The organism is Microbacterium amylolyticum (assembly GCF_011046975.1).
Classification (GTDB): domain Bacteria; phylum Actinomycetota; class Actinomycetes; order Actinomycetales; family Microbacteriaceae; genus Microbacterium; species Microbacterium amylolyticum.
On record NZ_CP049253.1, the window covers coordinates 205,910 to 219,434 of the forward strand.

Consider the following 13,525-nt stretch of genomic DNA (forward strand, 5'->3'; position numbering starts at 1 on the left):
CGCCCCTATGCGCTGAGGGATGCGAGCTCAGCAACGCCTTCTGCGTACCGCTCAGCGATGATGCGCGCGATGCGTTCGTCCGCGCCGAGCGGAGGCGTGGTGATATCCGCACCCGCTCGTGACACAAGTCCGGCGAAGTGCCCGGGTGCGAGGACATAGCTTGCGGCAATGACCCTGGCGGCACCGGCCTCGCGGGCGGCGGCGACGGCGTCCGCCACTTTCGGCGTTGCCCCGTAGGCGTACCCGACGGTGATGGGCGCGTCGATCGCCAGAGCGCAGGCATCGCGGACGTCCCGCACGCGCGCGGCCGCTTCGGGACGCGACGAACCGGAAGCCGCCAGGACAACGTGGTCGCCCGGTGTGAGACCCGCGGCGTGCACACGATCTGCCAGAAGCTCGATGAGGAGCGGGTGAGGCCCGAGGGTCCGTGTCGCGACGACGTCCGAACGGGAGGCGGCGGCGCGACCGATATCGACAGCCGTGTGAAACCCCGGAGACAGGAGAAGAGGAACGATCACCGCGGGACCATCGACGGACGCCGTGACCTCATCCACCTGCGGGTGCTGGACGTCCACGTATGTTTCGCGAAAGGGGACGTTTTCCAACAGCTCAGCTGCCCGCGTGACGAGCGCTGTGATGGTGGCGCGTCCCTCGGGCGAATCGGTGCCGTGTGAGCAGCAGATGAGGGTCGGGCGTGCGGTCACAGGTCCTCCACATTCAGGCGATAGCCGCGCTTGACGACCGTTTTTACGATATCCGGGAAGCCCATGGATTCACGAAGCCGCGCGATTGCCATCTCCACGGCGTGCGTGTTGCGGCTCGACCGCGGCAAGACTCCGTGCAGGTCACGTCGTGGAATCACGGCGCCGCCCGCGTCGAAAAGCGCACCAATGATGGCGGTGCTCGTCGGCGAGAGCGGAATATACGTGCCCGCGAGAACAACGCCAGAACTGCGCATCTCGATGCGCCCGCGCACAGTGTCGAGCCCGGGGGCGCTCCCGCCTCCGAAGTGCGTCACAACGCTGCGGACGAGGGACCCCAGTCGGCCGCGCTCCGCAACGATCGCCGGAATGTCGGCATTGTCGAGAGGGGTGACCGTGATCGGGCCAACAGCTGCCATGACAAGGCGGCCCTTTTCCGCGCGCCGTCGGATATCGCCGATGACCCCCGCACGCTCCGCCTCGGCAAGCCATTCGCTTGTCCCTGGCGCCGACGTGAACATCACGGCATCGACGTCGCCAGCAGCTGCCTGAATCACGGAATGGCGGACAACATCGGGGTTCGGCGGCGGCCCCCACCGGTAAACGGTCAGGCTGACAACATCGGCCCCGTGAGAGGTGAACAGCTCATCAAGGCCATCCGCGCCCGAGCCGTGGTGTTGAACAGCGACTCGCTTGCCGTTCACGCTCTCAGCGAGGAGAAACTCGCCCAGTTCGCGCGCTGTTTCTGATTCCGCCACCCAATCGACCGTGAACCCCGCTTGTTGAACGGCGCCGCGTGCCTTGGGGCCGCGGGCAACGATCTGGGCGTTTTCGAGGGCTGCCTGAAGCTGATCCGCGAGATCGGCCTCATGGGCGGCCTCAATCCATCCGCGAAAGCCCACACCGGTTGTGGCAACCACCACATCGGGCGGAGACGCGATGAGGGCACGTGTTGCGCCGAGAAGTGCGTCGTCGTCAATGTGGGGAATGATCGTGAGCGCCGGTGCTTGACGAACCGTTGCGCCATGGCGTTCGAGGGCTGCTGCGAGCTCTCCCGCTCGCCGGTCAACGGCGATGACGATGGTGCACCCGTCGAGGGCGCTGGACAGTTTCGGGCGTGTGTTTTCGGCAGTCATCCCGTGAGGTCCTGCGACCAGACCGAAGCCGGTGCGGGGTCTTGTGTTGCCGGCAAGAGGAGGTCGACCTTCGCCACCTCGCCAACGACGATCACGGCGGGATTACGTACGCCGGCCCGCCGGGCGGCTTCCGCGGCAGCGGCGAGCGTTGTGCGCGTTGTGCGCTGGTGCTCGGTATGACCCGATTCGACGAAGGCAACAGGGCGATCGGCGGGGACCCCAGCGGCGAGGGCTCGCTCGGCAATTGCGGGGAACGACTTCACGCCCATGAGCAGCACGGTGGTCACGGAATCGTCCTTCATTGACGCGAGTGTTGCCGGTGTCACGCCGGACTGGCCGTTGATGAGGTGCAGGCTTGAGGCGGTCCCGCGATGTGTGACGGGGATACCCGCCGCCTGCGGAACGGAGATTGCACTGGTCGTTCCCGGGACAACCTCGACGGGGACACCAGCGCTCAAACACGCGGTCACCTCTTCGCCGCCGCGGCCGTAAACGAAGGGGTCACCGCCCTTGAGGCGGACAACGCGCTTACCGGCCGCAGCATGCTCGACGATGATCTCGTTGATGCGTTCCTGGGGAACGGGATGGTGGTCGGGGGCTTTTCCGACATGGATCACCTCGACATCAGGATCCAACTCGTCCAGAACGGCGGTGGCTCCGAGACGGTCGGCCACAACCACATCGGCTTCGGCGAGCAGACGGCGAGCACGCAACGTGAGGAGATCAACGGGGCCAGGGCCACCCCCGACGAGCGCAACGTGACCGGCAGCCGATTCTCGTACGCGCCGCAACGAGACCTGTCCGGATTCGAGAAGGGCACGAATGGATTCGCTGACGCGAGCGGTGCGGCGCGGGTCGACGCCGGCGTCGCTTGTGACGCCGACAAGAACGTCTCCAGCGCGCGTTTGCGCGGTCATCCGCGCGGAGCCGTGTGAACCGCCCCCCGCGTTAATGCAGAACGTGCTCTGCGCGTCGCACCATGCGACGACCTGCGCATCGACGTCCGCCGAACCAGTTGCGGTGTGAACCAGCCAAGCACCGACGAGATCGTCGGCCGCAACAGGGCGGTCACGCCACATGATGTAGTGGTCGTCGACCAGTTGGGCGACCTCTGGCGAGAGTTCCGGGGCGACAACCAGCAGATCCGCTCCGTCGTCGACGAATCGGCGCAGACGTCGGGCCGTGACGGAACCCCCTCCGACCAGCACGACGCGCCTTCCGTCGAGCCCGATTCCGAGCATCGTTGTCATGTCACGCCTCCTGCCACCTGACCAGCACCTGTCCGTCGTCGACAGCTACGGGAAACACCGGGATCGAGATCTCGTCCTTTCCCTGTGTCTCCACAACAGCACCGGTTCGCAGATCCCATGCTTGTTTGTGAAGGGGAGAGGCGATCGTCGGCGCTTCAGAGCCGTCGGCGAGCGACTTGCTGCCGACGATACCGCGGCTGAGCACGTTTGCCTGGCCGTATGGGTCATAGTTCGACACAGCGCGCACCGTGCCGTCGATGAGCCGCACAAGGGCAATCTGCGTCGATCCGAGCAAGGCGGCTCTGCCGCGTTCCACCTCGAGATCGTCGAGAGCGCAGACGCGCACCCAGCTAGAAGTGGTGGCAGGCGCGGTGGGCGGGGAGATGTTTGTCATGTGCGGACCTCCAGAGTTGTTCCGGCGATGAGCACGGATCCGTTTTCGCGCTCGGCGAGCGACGCGGGGCGAACCTGTCCGCGCTCCTCGACGTAGCCGAGAGATGGGTCAGGGGTGTCTGGTGCGTTCACGAACGAGTGGAAGCGCTTCAGCTTCTCGGGGTCCTTGAGCGTTGCGGCCCACTCGTCCTGATAGGTGTCAACGTGCTTTTCCATCGCCGCATCCAGATCGGCACAGATGCCGAGAGAATCATCGAAAATCACGGCACGCAGACCGTCGATTCCGCCCTCGAGTTCTTCGAACCAGGGCGCCGTGCGCTGCAGACGGTCGGCGGTGCGGATGTAGTAGATGAAGAAACGGTCGATGGCCTGCAACAGGGCGGCGTCGTCGAGTCCCTCCGCGAGGAGCTGTGCATGGCGTGGCGTGAATCCACCGTTACCGCCGACGTACATGTTCCAGCCGTTCTCGGTGGCGATCACCCCCACGTCCTTGCCGCGTGCCTCCGCGCATTCGCGTGCACACCCGGACACACCGAGCTTCAGTTTGTGAGGGGCGCGAAGACCGCGGTAGCGAAGCTCGAGGGTGACAGCCATGCCAACGGAATCGAGCACGCCGTAACGGCACCAGGTCGATCCGACGCACGACTTCACCGTTCGCAGCGACTTGCCATATGCCTGCCCGGATTCGAAGCCCGCGTCAACAAGCTCCTTCCAGATCTCGGGGAGTTGTTCGAGACGTGCGCCGAACATATCGATTCGCTGACCACCCGTGAGCTTGGTGTACAGCCCGTAGCGCTTCGCGACCTGTCCGATGACGATCAGCCCCTCGGGTGTCACCTCGCCTCCGGCCATGCGGGGAACAACTGAGTACGAACCGTCTTTCTGCATGTTCGCCATGACGTGGTCGTTCGTGTCCTGAAGTGTCGCGTTCTCACCCTCGAGAACGTGTTCTCCGACGAGCCCCGACAGGATGCTGGCAACGGTGGGCTTGCAGACGTCGCATCCGCGGCCCGCTCCGAACCGCTCAATGATCGAGCTGAAGGTTTTCAGTTCCGAGACAAGAACGGCGTCGAAGAGCTGGCGACGCGACATGTTGAAGTGCTCACACATGGCGTTCGACACGGTCTTGCCAAGCGCCGACAACTCTTTGCCGACTATCTTCTTGACGGTGACGAAACAGCTGCCGCAGGTTGCTCCGGCCTTCGTGCAGGCCTTCACCTCGCCCGCGTCGGCGCAGCCGTCGTCATGCACGGCGCTGCGAATCCGGCCGGCCGTCACGGACGAACAGGAGCAAACGATCGCCTCGTCCGGGAGGTCGCTCGACGGCGCCTCCACACCATCGGCTGGCATGAGGTACGCCGCCGGATCCGCGCCAAGCGCATGACCTACGAGAGGCCGCAGCGAGCCATAGGCGGACGCATCCCCAACGAGGATGCCTCCGAGCAGGGTCGAGGCATCGTCGCTCAGGACAAGCTTCTTATATGTCCCGCTGACGGGGTCCGCATACACAACATCGAGGGCATTCGGCGTTGTTCCCATGGCGTCGCCGAAGCTCGCCACATCGACGCCAGACAGCTTCAACTTCGTTGACTCGTCGAAGCCGGGGAACGTCGCTTCGCCGCCGAGAATCCGGTCGGCAGCAACCTCAGCCATGGCGTTTCCGGGAGCGACAAGGCCGACGCACTTGTCGTCGAAGCTCGCGACTTCGCCGATCGCGAAGATTGCAGCATCCTCCGTGCGGCAGGAGGCATCGATGGTGACGCCGCCGCGCGGCGCACACGCGAGCTGCGCCTTGCGGGCCAGCGAATCGTTCGGGCGCACACCCACGGTGAAGATCACGACATCGGCGGCCTCGTAGGAGCCGTCGGCAAACTCGAGGCCGGCCACCTGTCCGGTGGGATCCGGGTCCAGGCGTGTGGTGCGCGATTCTGTGCGTACCGCGATTCCCTTGTCGGTAATCAGGCGACCCAGCATCTCTCCGGCAGCCCGGTCGATCTGGGCAGACATCAAGTGGGTGCTTGATTGGATAACGGTGGCGTCAACATCGAGTCCCTGGAGCGCGCCCGCCGCCTCGAGGCCGAGAAGACCACCGCCGACAACGCGACCGATGAGGGGGCGTCCCAGTTCGGCGCGGCGGCGCTCGACGAATGCCGTGAGCTTCTCCAGATCGTCGATTGTGCGATAGACGAAGCACCCGGGAAGATTCGCGCCATCAACGGCCGGCCGCGCCGCGAAGGAACCGGTCGCGAGGACGAGCGTGTCGTACGGAACTTCCGTCCGCGACTCGGTCACGACAACCTGCCGATCCCGATCAATGCGGATGGCGCGGTCTCCCGGAAGGAATCCGACGCGCGGATCCTCCATGTGGGTGCGTTCAAGAGTGAGCTCGTCTGGTGACGCGTTGTCAAAGAACGACGTCAGGCCGACGCGGTCGTAAGGAAAGCGGTGCTCGTCGCCGATGACGGTGATCTCCCACGCGGCGTCGGAGCGTGTGAGCAGGCTCTCAATGAATCGGTGGGCAACCATTCCGGCGCCGATGACGACGACGCGAGGTGCGGTGGGGGTATCGCTGGGCATGGGCGGCTCCTGCCTGAGAGGACACGATCGTGAACTCGACGGTAGGGGCACGGTGTTTCGCCTGGAGCGGCGCAGACGTTTCCCTGACACAACAAAACCCTCACAACCTCGCGAGGAGGAAGTGAAGGTTCTGTGATGTGACAGGCGTTACTTCACGCCAAGGAAGGAGCGATCGGTGAGAATGATCGGACCGTTCTCGGTAATCGCGATCGTGTGCTCGCTGTGCGCCCCACGTGAGCCATCGGCGCTCCGCAGCGTCCAGCCATCGTTGTCGTCCGTCACGAGCTTGTCGGTTGTGTGGAGGAACCACGGCTCGATGGCGATGACCAGTCCGGGCTTCAGCGGAAAACCGCGACCAGCGCGGCCGTCGTTCGGAACGTGTGGATCGCCGTGCATCGTGCGACCAACGCCGTGGCCGCCGAAGTCGGTGTTGATCGAGAGGCCTTCGCCATACGCAACCTCGGCGATTGCCGCGGAGATATCACCGACGCGATTTCCGGTCTGTGCTGCTTCGATGCCCTTTGCCAGAGCGCGCTCGGTTGTTTCGATCAGGCGCAGGTCTTCGTCACGCGGAGTGCCGACGACGAACGAGATCGCTGAGTCGGACACCCATCCGTTGACGGAAACGGCAAAGTCGAGAGTGACGAGATCGCCATCCTTCAGCGCATAGTCGAAAGGGCGGCCGTGCAGCACGGCATCGTTAATCGAGGTGCAGAGCACCTTTCCGAATGGGCCGGAGCCGAATGACGGCGCATAGTCGAGATAACAAGACTCGGCGCCGGCGCGTCGGATGAGGTCGTGGGCGCGGCGGTCGAGGGCGAGAAGGTTGGTTCCTACTCTCGCCTCGTCGCGGAGCGTCGCCAGGGTCTCGGCGACGAAACGGCCCGCCGGCTTCATCTCCTCGATCTCGGCCGGAGTGCGCAGTTCGATCATGAGAATCCCTTCGTTTGCGATCCATTGTGTCGGACGCGTTCGCGTGGAGGCTGAACAGGCATGGCGATCCGTGCCCGAACGATGTGGCAGAATAAAGGGCTGTGCCGTGACCTGTTCGCCCGTTGGTGTTCCGGTTTCGCCTCTGCCACAGGGGAGTCGAAGGCCTTTCTCGTTTCGAGATCACCTCACGCGCACGATTGACTCTCCCTTTTTTAGAGCGGACGGCCTGTGGCGGCCGCAGGAAGCGACACAAAATGAACATCATCGATGCCGTCGACGCAGCATCGCTGCGCACCGACATCCCCGCGTTCGGTCCCGGCGACACCGTCAAGGTGCACGTCAACATCGTCGAGGGCAACCGCTCGCGTATCCAGGTTTTCCAGGGTGTCGTTATCGGTCGCCAGCGCGATGGCGTGCGCGAGACCTTCACGGTCCGCAAGATCAGCTTCCAGGTCGGCGTCGAGCGCGTCTTCCCGGTGCACTCGCCGATCATCGACAAGATCGAGGTCGTTTCGCGTGGAGACGTGCGTCGGGCGAAGCTCTACTACCTTCGTTCGCTGCGCGGTAAGGCTGCGAAGATCCGCGAGAAGCGCGAGAACTGACGTTCTCACGTTTTACTCTCAGGAACGCCCCATCGCATCTGCGGTGGGGCGTTCCTGCCGTATGGGATGCTGAGTCAGATGACGATTGATCAGGGTGAGGCGGAAGCCGAGCGCCGCCCCGCCACGCGCGGAGTTCTGGCGTTCGCTCGAGATGTTGTTGTGATTGTCGCGATCGCGATTGTGATCTCGCTTCTGATCAAGACGTTCCTCGTGCGCTCCTTCTACATTCCTTCCGCCTCGATGGAAGACACCCTCATGACGGACGATCGCATTCTGGTCGACCAGCTCACCGTGCGGTGGAACGACTACGAGCGCGGCCAGATCGTCGTTTTTGAGGATCCCGGTGGATGGCTCGGCGGCGTCACCTCAGACGATCGGGGTCCGATCCGTTCTGCCATTGACGGAGCGCTGACGGCTATCGGTCTGTCAGCGGCAGATTCGGAAGAGCACCTCGTTAAGCGCATCATCGGAATGCCAGGCGACCATGTCGTGTGCTGCGACGCGGACGGTCATCTCGAGATCAACGGCGAATCCGTTGACGAAGGCGACTACCTTCGTCTTCTGCCCGAGGGCGCTGCCGCATCAGCGTCATCCTTCGATGTCACCGTGCCCGACGACGCCATCTGGGTGCTGGGGGACAACCGCAATCGTTCTCAGGACTCACGGTTTCACACCGACCTCCCCGGGGGTGGCTTCGTGCCGCTCGACAATGTGGTCGGTCGGGTATTCCTTCTCACCTGGCCGCTGGGGCGCTTCGGTGTGATTGCTGATGAAACGGATACGTTCTCGCACGTTCCGGCTCCTCCGGCATCGTGAGTGCCGCCGTTCCCACGCTCGAGCTGGAGCGGCGGCTGTTCGGCGAGTCGTCGTTGATTTTCGGGCTGGATGAGGTGGGCCGAGGTGCGTTGGCCGGCCCCGTCACCGTTGGCGCCTGTGTGATCGATTCGGCGACCGCGGACGCGGGAATTCCTGATGGCCTGCGTGATTCGAAGCTCATCAGCGAAAAGAAGCGCCCCGAACTCGCTGAGCGCGCTGCCGCCTGGGTCCGAGGAACAGCTCTCGGATGGGCAACACCGGGCGAAGTCGATGACGTCGGCATTCTGGGCGCTCTGGGGCTCGCAGCAACACGCGCTCTTGCCCACCTTCGCCAGCAGGGCTACGACGCGGCTGATGGCATCGTTCTGCTCGATGGCAACCACGACTATGTTTCGCGCGTGGCCGCGACGTCGCTGGGACGGATCGACGTGCGCAGCGTTATCAAAGGCGACAGGGATTGCGCGTCGATATCAGCGGCATCGATCGCTGCAAAGGTGGCGCGAGACGAGCTGATGACCGAGCTCCACCCTGACTTTTCTCCGTACGCATGGAACAGAAATAAGGGATACGGCAGCGCCGCGCACCGGGCGGCGATCGCCGAATTCGGGTTAACACCTCACCACCGTCACTCCTGGGTGATTTCGCCACCGGCGTCACTGTTCTGACACCGCATACCCGTGAACGTTCGTAGGATGGAGTAACCATGGATGACGACGTCTTCGACGATTTTGATCGCGAGCTCGAGCTGGCCCTGTATCGGGAGTACCGCGATGTTGTTGGGCAGTTCCAATATGTGATCGAGACAGAGCGCCGCTTCTACCTCGCTAACGAGGTCAACGTCGTGCGCCACGACACCGAGCACGACTTCTATTTCGAGCTCACGATGAAGGACGTCTGGGTGTGGGACATCTATCGCGCGGACCGTTTCGTCACCTCCGTTCGTGTTCTGACGTTCAAGGACGTGAACATCGAAGAGCTCTCACCGCGCGACTTCGAGCTTCCAGAAGACCTCTCGCTGGGTAAGTAACGCGTTCACTGTGACGGGGATGCACGATTCATCCCCGCGCGCCGCAGGATTCCGCGGGTGCCGAAAAACGCGCCCCGTCGCTGTGCGTCAGCGTGGGGCGTATGCCTCACAACACGACCCTTGGGCGCGCGGGTGAACAGCGTGCCGCTGAGCATCTCGTTCAGCACGGATACCGTCTGCTCGACCGCAATTGGCGCTGCGACGATGGCGAAATCGACATCGTCGCGGCGCGGGGTGACATTCTCGCGATCGTCGAGGTAAAAACGCGCACCTCGCGTCGCTACGGTCATCCTCTTGAAGCCGTCGACGTGACCAAACTGGATCGCCTGTGGCGCCTCGGCTACGCCTGGGCGAAGGCCCATCCGAGCGTTGCGCGCTCATTGAGGTTACGGGTCGACGGCATCGCGGTCATGGGCGGCGATCCCGGAACGGCGCGGATCGAGCATCTGCCAGGTCTGTCGTGATCGTTGTGCGGACGTGGGCGGTTGCCCTGACAGGTCTGCGCGGCGAAATGATCGAAGTCGAAGCTGATATCACGCAGCACAAGCCGGACTTTCGGATCATCGGGATGCCGGACAAGGCGCTGGGCGAGGCGGCACGTCGTGTGTCGAATGCCGCGGAGAACAGCGGGCTGGCGTTACCGGATCGCCGGCTCACCGTGAATCTTTCTCCGGCGAGCCTTCCCAAACAGGGGTCTTCGTTCGATCTGGCCATCGCCCTGGCCGGGTTGGCGACAGAGGGCCGTGTGGATCCTGAGTCGCTCGCGCGCACCGTGCACATTGGTGAGTTGGGCCTCGATGGCCGCGTTCGCGCCGTCGCCGGTGTTCTGCCGGCGGTCCTGGCGGCCGTGCGCGCGGGCCGCGACCGCGTTGTCGTTCCCGAGGAAAACCGTGCCGAGGCGGAGCTGGTGACGGGCGCCGATGTCACGGGAGTATCGACGCTCGCTGATGCGGCGAGGTTTCATGGCGCAGACGTTGACGAGCAGGTGATCGCTCCGCTTGAGTCTCCCTCTGTCACCGTCACCGATCAGGAACAGCAGGAACGCCTTCCCGACCTCGGCGACGTTGTCGGCCAGCCACAAGCGGTTGAGGCTCTGCTGGTGGCCGCGGCCGGCGGTCACCACCTGCTGATGTCGGGGCCTCCGGGAGCAGGCAAGACGATGCTCGCTCGGCGCCTGCCGGGGATCCTTCCCGATCTGGACGATGACGCGGCGCTCGAAGTGGCGTCAGTTCGTTCGCTGTCTGGTCAACGCATCGCGTCGCTCAGCCGAACACCTCCGTTCGAGGCACCGCACCATTCGGCAACGTTGACGGCGCTCGTGGGTGGTGGGTCCAAGCGAGCGTCGCCCGGCGCGATTGCGCGCGCATCCCGAGGCGTTCTGTTTGTCGACGAAGTCGCCGAGGCGCCGCGCTCGGTGCTGGATGCCCTTCGCCAGCCCCTCGAACACGGCGAGATCGAAATTCACCGGTCCGGGTTCGTCGCGCGTTTCCCCGCGCGATTCCAGCTGGTGCTTGCGATGAATCCGTGTCCGTGCGGTGAGTTCGGTGTAGCGGGCGGCACATGTACCTGCTCCCCGGCAGAGGTGCGCCGGTACGCCGGAAAGATCTCCGGTCCCCTTCTGGACCGTGTCGACATCGATCTTCGGCTCCAGCGCGTTGTCCGCCTCGACGCAGAAGCAGCGCCGACGCTAACAACCGCCGCAGCACGAGAGCAGGTGCGCGAGGCACGTGAACGAGCGGCGCGACGGCTGCAAGACACACCGTGGCGAACGAATGCGGACGTCTCCGGCCCTTGGCTGAGAAACGGCCCGTATGCCCTCAGCGGGACGCCGCGGCAGAGCCTTGACGCGGCCCTCAACAACGGAATGCTCACGTTGCGCTCCTACGACCGTGTGACCCGTGTGGCGTGGACCGTGGCCGACCTCGCCGGACATGATGCGCCGGATGCCCTCGACGTCGGCCGGGCGTTGTTCCTCAAGAAAGGAGTGTCGCAATGAGAGATATCGGCCTGGCGGTTCGGGAGCTTCTCACCGCTGAGGTCCGTCATGCGGCTGAAGCTTGGTTCGGAGGACAGAAAAGCGCGGAGCGATTGGCCCGGGCAGCCTGGTCCGTTCTGACCGAGCCGGGAGACGGCGTCGCGGGCGAGCTGATTGCGAGCCTCGGGGCGGAGGACGCCCTCGAAGCAGCAGCGCGTGCCACCCGGCGACCAGCGGACTCCGTTGCTCTCGCGGACGCAACGGCCCGGTGGCGCCCGCGCTGGGATGCTGGCCTTGTGGAGGCCGCGTTGCGGCAGGGGGTGCGTCGCGACCTGCAGTTTGTGATTCCCGGCGATGCCGGCTGGTGCGCCGCCACCGACGCTCTGGGGGCGCATGCTCCGGTCGGGCTCTGGGTGCGAGGCGACGCCGCAGTTCTGGGGCGCGGAGGCGCTTCCGTCGGGGTGGTTGGCGCCCGCGCGGCAACGCCCTACGGTGAACTCGTCACCACGGATATCGCGAGCGAACTGGCGGCAGACGGCGCGATCATCATTTCGGGTGCGGCGTACGGAGTGGATGGGGCGGCTCATCGAGCCGCCCTGCGCACATCCTCACCCACTGTTGCTTTCGTCGCCGGGGGAGTCGACCGTGTTTACCCGGCAGGCCACGCCGAGATGCTGCAGCGGATCGCAGAGACGGGTGCCATCGTGGCTGAGCGGCCGCCGGGGGCAGCGCCGACGAAGTGGCGCTTTCTCGCCAGAAATCGCTTGATTGCGGCGGCGAGCGCCGCAACCGTTGTTGTCGAAGCCGGGGTGCGTAGCGGCTCGCTCAACACAGCGAACCACGCAGCCACGCTGGGCCGCCCCCTCGGCGCAGTTCCGGGCCCCGTCACGAGTTCGACATCGGCGGGATGCCACCGCCTCCTCCGAGAGTACGGCGCGGTGTGCATCACGAGCCCCGATGATGTTCGCGAACTGCTCGGTCTCGGCGTCGACCATCCCCTTGAGACGCGGGGTGACCCTGAGCTCACGCGTGTGTCGGATGCGCTCGCGCGACGCACGCCGCGATCCATCGCGGAAATTGCGCGACTCAGCGGCCTTGCCGAGGGGAGCGTGATCGGCGCGCTCGGCCTATTGGCACTGTCCGGCGCGGCCGTCGAACGGAACGGGGGATGGGAGGCGGGGTAGGCGACTGAGGCCGATCGGTGTGCCGCCTCAGGCGCGGGGATGCGCAGAGCGATAGGCGGCAGTGAGGCGCTCGCTCGAGACGTGTGTGTATACCTGAGTCGTGCCAAGGCTTGCGTGACCGAGGATCTCCTGCACAGCACGCAGATCCGCTCCGCCGTCGAGCAGGTGCGTCGCCGCCGAATGGCGAAGCGCGTGCGGGCCGACGCTCGATGCGCCGATAATCGGCCCAATGACGCGGGAGACGACGTCGTACACCGCTCGCGGGCCGATGCGCGCTCCGCGGACGCCGAGGAACATGGCGGAACCCGGTCGTTCGGCACGATCAATGAGAGCGGGCCGCCCGCGCACGAGGTAGGCCTCCAATGCGCGCCCCGCCGGTGTTCCAAAGGGAACAACGCGTTCCTTCGACCCTTTTCCGTTGACGCGAACGGTCGCTCGATCACGGTCAACATCCGTCATGTCGAGTGAGCACAGCTCCGCGACGCGAATACCGGCACCGTAGAGGAGCTCGAGCAGGGCCAGATCTCGCAGAGCGACGGTGTCTCCGTCCATCGCGGTTGCCGCAAGCTCATCGAACGCCGATGCGATCGACGTGGCGTTTGCGACGCGAGGAAGAGTGCTTCCCTTTTTCGGTGTGACGAGGCGCAGCGTGGGATCGGAATCGACAAGGCCCTCGTCGTTCGCCCAGCGGAAGAAACTGCGAACGGACGACGTCCGCCGCGCGAGCGTTGAGCGGGCATCCCCGCGCCGGTTGGCGCGCCAGAGCCACTCCCGGAGCACGTCGAGGTCAACGGAGCGCAGATCGATATCCCCCGTGACAGTTGTGAGATCGGCGAGGTCGGCGCGATACGCCCTGACGGTGGCGGCCGAGAGCCGCCGAACATCCGTCAGGTGCCCGGCAAACGTCGAAGCCGCCTGCTCGATCCTCATG

At 64.9% G+C, this 13,525-nt stretch carries 14 protein-coding genes; 7 read left to right on the plus strand and 7 right to left on the minus strand.

What is annotated here, in order from left to right:
- Window positions 1-5 precede the first annotated feature (5 nt).
- The 6 genes from G6N81_RS01115 to map all read right to left on the minus strand — a co-directional run bounded on the left by G6N81_RS01115 (window position 6) and on the right by map (window position 6,990).
- Complete coding sequence (locus G6N81_RS01115) at window positions 6-704, minus strand: sirohydrochlorin chelatase (protein WP_165131958.1); 699 nt, start codon at window positions 702-704, stop codon at window positions 6-8.
- Window positions 701-1,837: a uroporphyrinogen-III synthase gene (locus G6N81_RS01120; RefSeq protein ID WP_165131961.1), complete on the minus strand. Its 1,137-nt coding sequence runs from the start codon at window positions 1,835-1,837 to the stop codon at window positions 701-703. Before G6N81_RS01120 ends, G6N81_RS01115 begins: the two co-directional genes overlap by 4 nt.
- Entirely contained in the window at window positions 1,834-3,087 is a 1,254-nt protein-coding gene (gene cobA, locus G6N81_RS01125; protein WP_165131964.1) for a uroporphyrinogen-III C-methyltransferase, read from the minus strand. Before cobA ends, G6N81_RS01120 begins: the two co-directional genes overlap by 4 nt.
- 1 nt (window position 3,088) lies before the next feature.
- A complete protein-coding gene (gene nirD, locus G6N81_RS01130) occupies window positions 3,089-3,481 on the minus strand; it encodes a nitrite reductase small subunit NirD (protein WP_165131967.1) in 393 nt (130 codons plus the stop codon).
- Complete coding sequence (nirB, locus tag G6N81_RS01135; RefSeq protein WP_165131970.1) at window positions 3,478-6,057, minus strand: nitrite reductase large subunit NirB; 2,580 nt, start codon at window positions 6,055-6,057, stop codon at window positions 3,478-3,480. The genes nirD and nirB overlap by 4 nt, the downstream gene beginning before the upstream one ends.
- A 147-nt stretch (window positions 6,058-6,204) precedes the next feature.
- On the minus strand, window positions 6,205-6,990 hold the full coding sequence (gene map / locus G6N81_RS01140; protein WP_165131973.1) for a type I methionyl aminopeptidase: 786 nt from the start codon (window positions 6,988-6,990) through the stop codon (window positions 6,205-6,207).
- 254 nt (window positions 6,991-7,244) lie between these two features.
- Between map and rplS the strand changes: the two genes are divergently transcribed.
- The 7 genes from rplS (at window position 7,245) to dprA (ending at window position 12,594) form a co-directional block, all read left to right on the plus strand.
- Complete coding sequence (gene rplS / locus G6N81_RS01145; protein WP_165131976.1) at window positions 7,245-7,592, plus strand: 50S ribosomal protein L19; 348 nt, start codon at window positions 7,245-7,247, stop codon at window positions 7,590-7,592.
- A gap of 78 nt (window positions 7,593-7,670) precedes the next feature.
- Window positions 7,671-8,408, plus strand: coding sequence for a signal peptidase I (gene lepB, locus G6N81_RS01150; protein ID WP_241245013.1), 738 nt, complete (start codon window positions 7,671-7,673; stop codon window positions 8,406-8,408).
- A complete protein-coding gene (locus G6N81_RS01155) occupies window positions 8,405-9,073 on the plus strand; it encodes a ribonuclease HII (protein ID WP_165131982.1) in 669 nt (222 codons plus the stop codon). Before lepB ends, G6N81_RS01155 begins: the two co-directional genes overlap by 4 nt.
- Window positions 9,074-9,111: 38 nt before the next feature.
- Complete coding sequence (locus G6N81_RS01160; protein WP_165131985.1) at window positions 9,112-9,435, plus strand: DUF2469 family protein; 324 nt, start codon at window positions 9,112-9,114, stop codon at window positions 9,433-9,435.
- Between the two features lie 101 nt (window positions 9,436-9,536).
- Window positions 9,537-9,899 (plus strand): YraN family protein, encoded by a 363-nt coding sequence (locus tag G6N81_RS01165; protein WP_165131988.1) that lies wholly within the window; start codon window positions 9,537-9,539, stop codon window positions 9,897-9,899.
- The gene (locus G6N81_RS01170) at window positions 9,896-11,431 is read left to right on the plus strand and encodes a YifB family Mg chelatase-like AAA ATPase (protein ID WP_165131991.1); all 1,536 of its coding nucleotides are present in this window, start codon (window positions 9,896-9,898) and stop codon (window positions 11,429-11,431) included. The genes G6N81_RS01165 and G6N81_RS01170 overlap by 4 nt, the downstream gene beginning before the upstream one ends.
- Window positions 11,428-12,594, plus strand: a complete 1,167-nt coding sequence (dprA, locus tag G6N81_RS01175) for a DNA-processing protein DprA (RefSeq protein ID WP_165131994.1) — start codon at window positions 11,428-11,430, stop codon at window positions 12,592-12,594. Before G6N81_RS01170 ends, dprA begins: the two co-directional genes overlap by 4 nt.
- Before the next feature lie 27 nt (window positions 12,595-12,621).
- Here the strand turns inward: dprA and G6N81_RS01180 are convergent, their stop codons facing one another.
- Window positions 12,622-13,524, minus strand: coding sequence for a tyrosine recombinase XerC (locus G6N81_RS01180; RefSeq protein ID WP_165131997.1), 903 nt, complete (start codon window positions 13,522-13,524; stop codon window positions 12,622-12,624).
- Window position 13,525: the final 1 nt, after the last annotated feature.

Bases quoted from the DNA above. Each gene is read 5' to 3' on its own strand.
- G6N81_RS01120 (WP_165131961.1), bottom strand. From the start codon at position 1,837: ATGACTGCCGAAAACACACGCCCGAAACTGTCCAGCGCCCTCGACGGG.
- cobA (WP_165131964.1), bottom strand. From the start codon at position 3,087: ATGACAACGATGCTCGGAATCGGGCTCGACGGAAGGCGCGTCGTGCTG.
- nirD (WP_165131967.1), bottom strand. From the start codon at position 3,481: ATGACAAACATCTCCCCGCCCACCGCGCCTGCCACCACTTCTAGCTGG.
- nirB (WP_165131970.1), bottom strand. From the start codon at position 6,057: ATGCCCAGCGATACCCCCACCGCACCTCGCGTCGTCGTCATCGGCGCC.
- map (WP_165131973.1), bottom strand. From the start codon at position 6,990: ATGATCGAACTGCGCACTCCGGCCGAGATCGAGGAGATGAAGCCGGCG.
- rplS (WP_165131976.1), top strand. From the start codon at position 7,245: ATGAACATCATCGATGCCGTCGACGCAGCATCGCTGCGCACCGACATC.
- lepB (WP_241245013.1), top strand. From the start codon at position 7,671: ATGACGATTGATCAGGGTGAGGCGGAAGCCGAGCGCCGCCCCGCCACG.
- G6N81_RS01160 (WP_165131985.1), top strand. From the start codon at position 9,112: ATGGATGACGACGTCTTCGACGATTTTGATCGCGAGCTCGAGCTGGCC.
- G6N81_RS01165 (WP_165131988.1), top strand. From the start codon at position 9,537: ATGCCTCACAACACGACCCTTGGGCGCGCGGGTGAACAGCGTGCCGCT.
- dprA (WP_165131994.1), top strand. From the start codon at position 11,428: ATGAGAGATATCGGCCTGGCGGTTCGGGAGCTTCTCACCGCTGAGGTC.
- G6N81_RS01180 (WP_165131997.1), bottom strand. From the start codon at position 13,524: ATGAGGATCGAGCAGGCGGCTTCGACGTTTGCCGGGCACCTGACGGAT.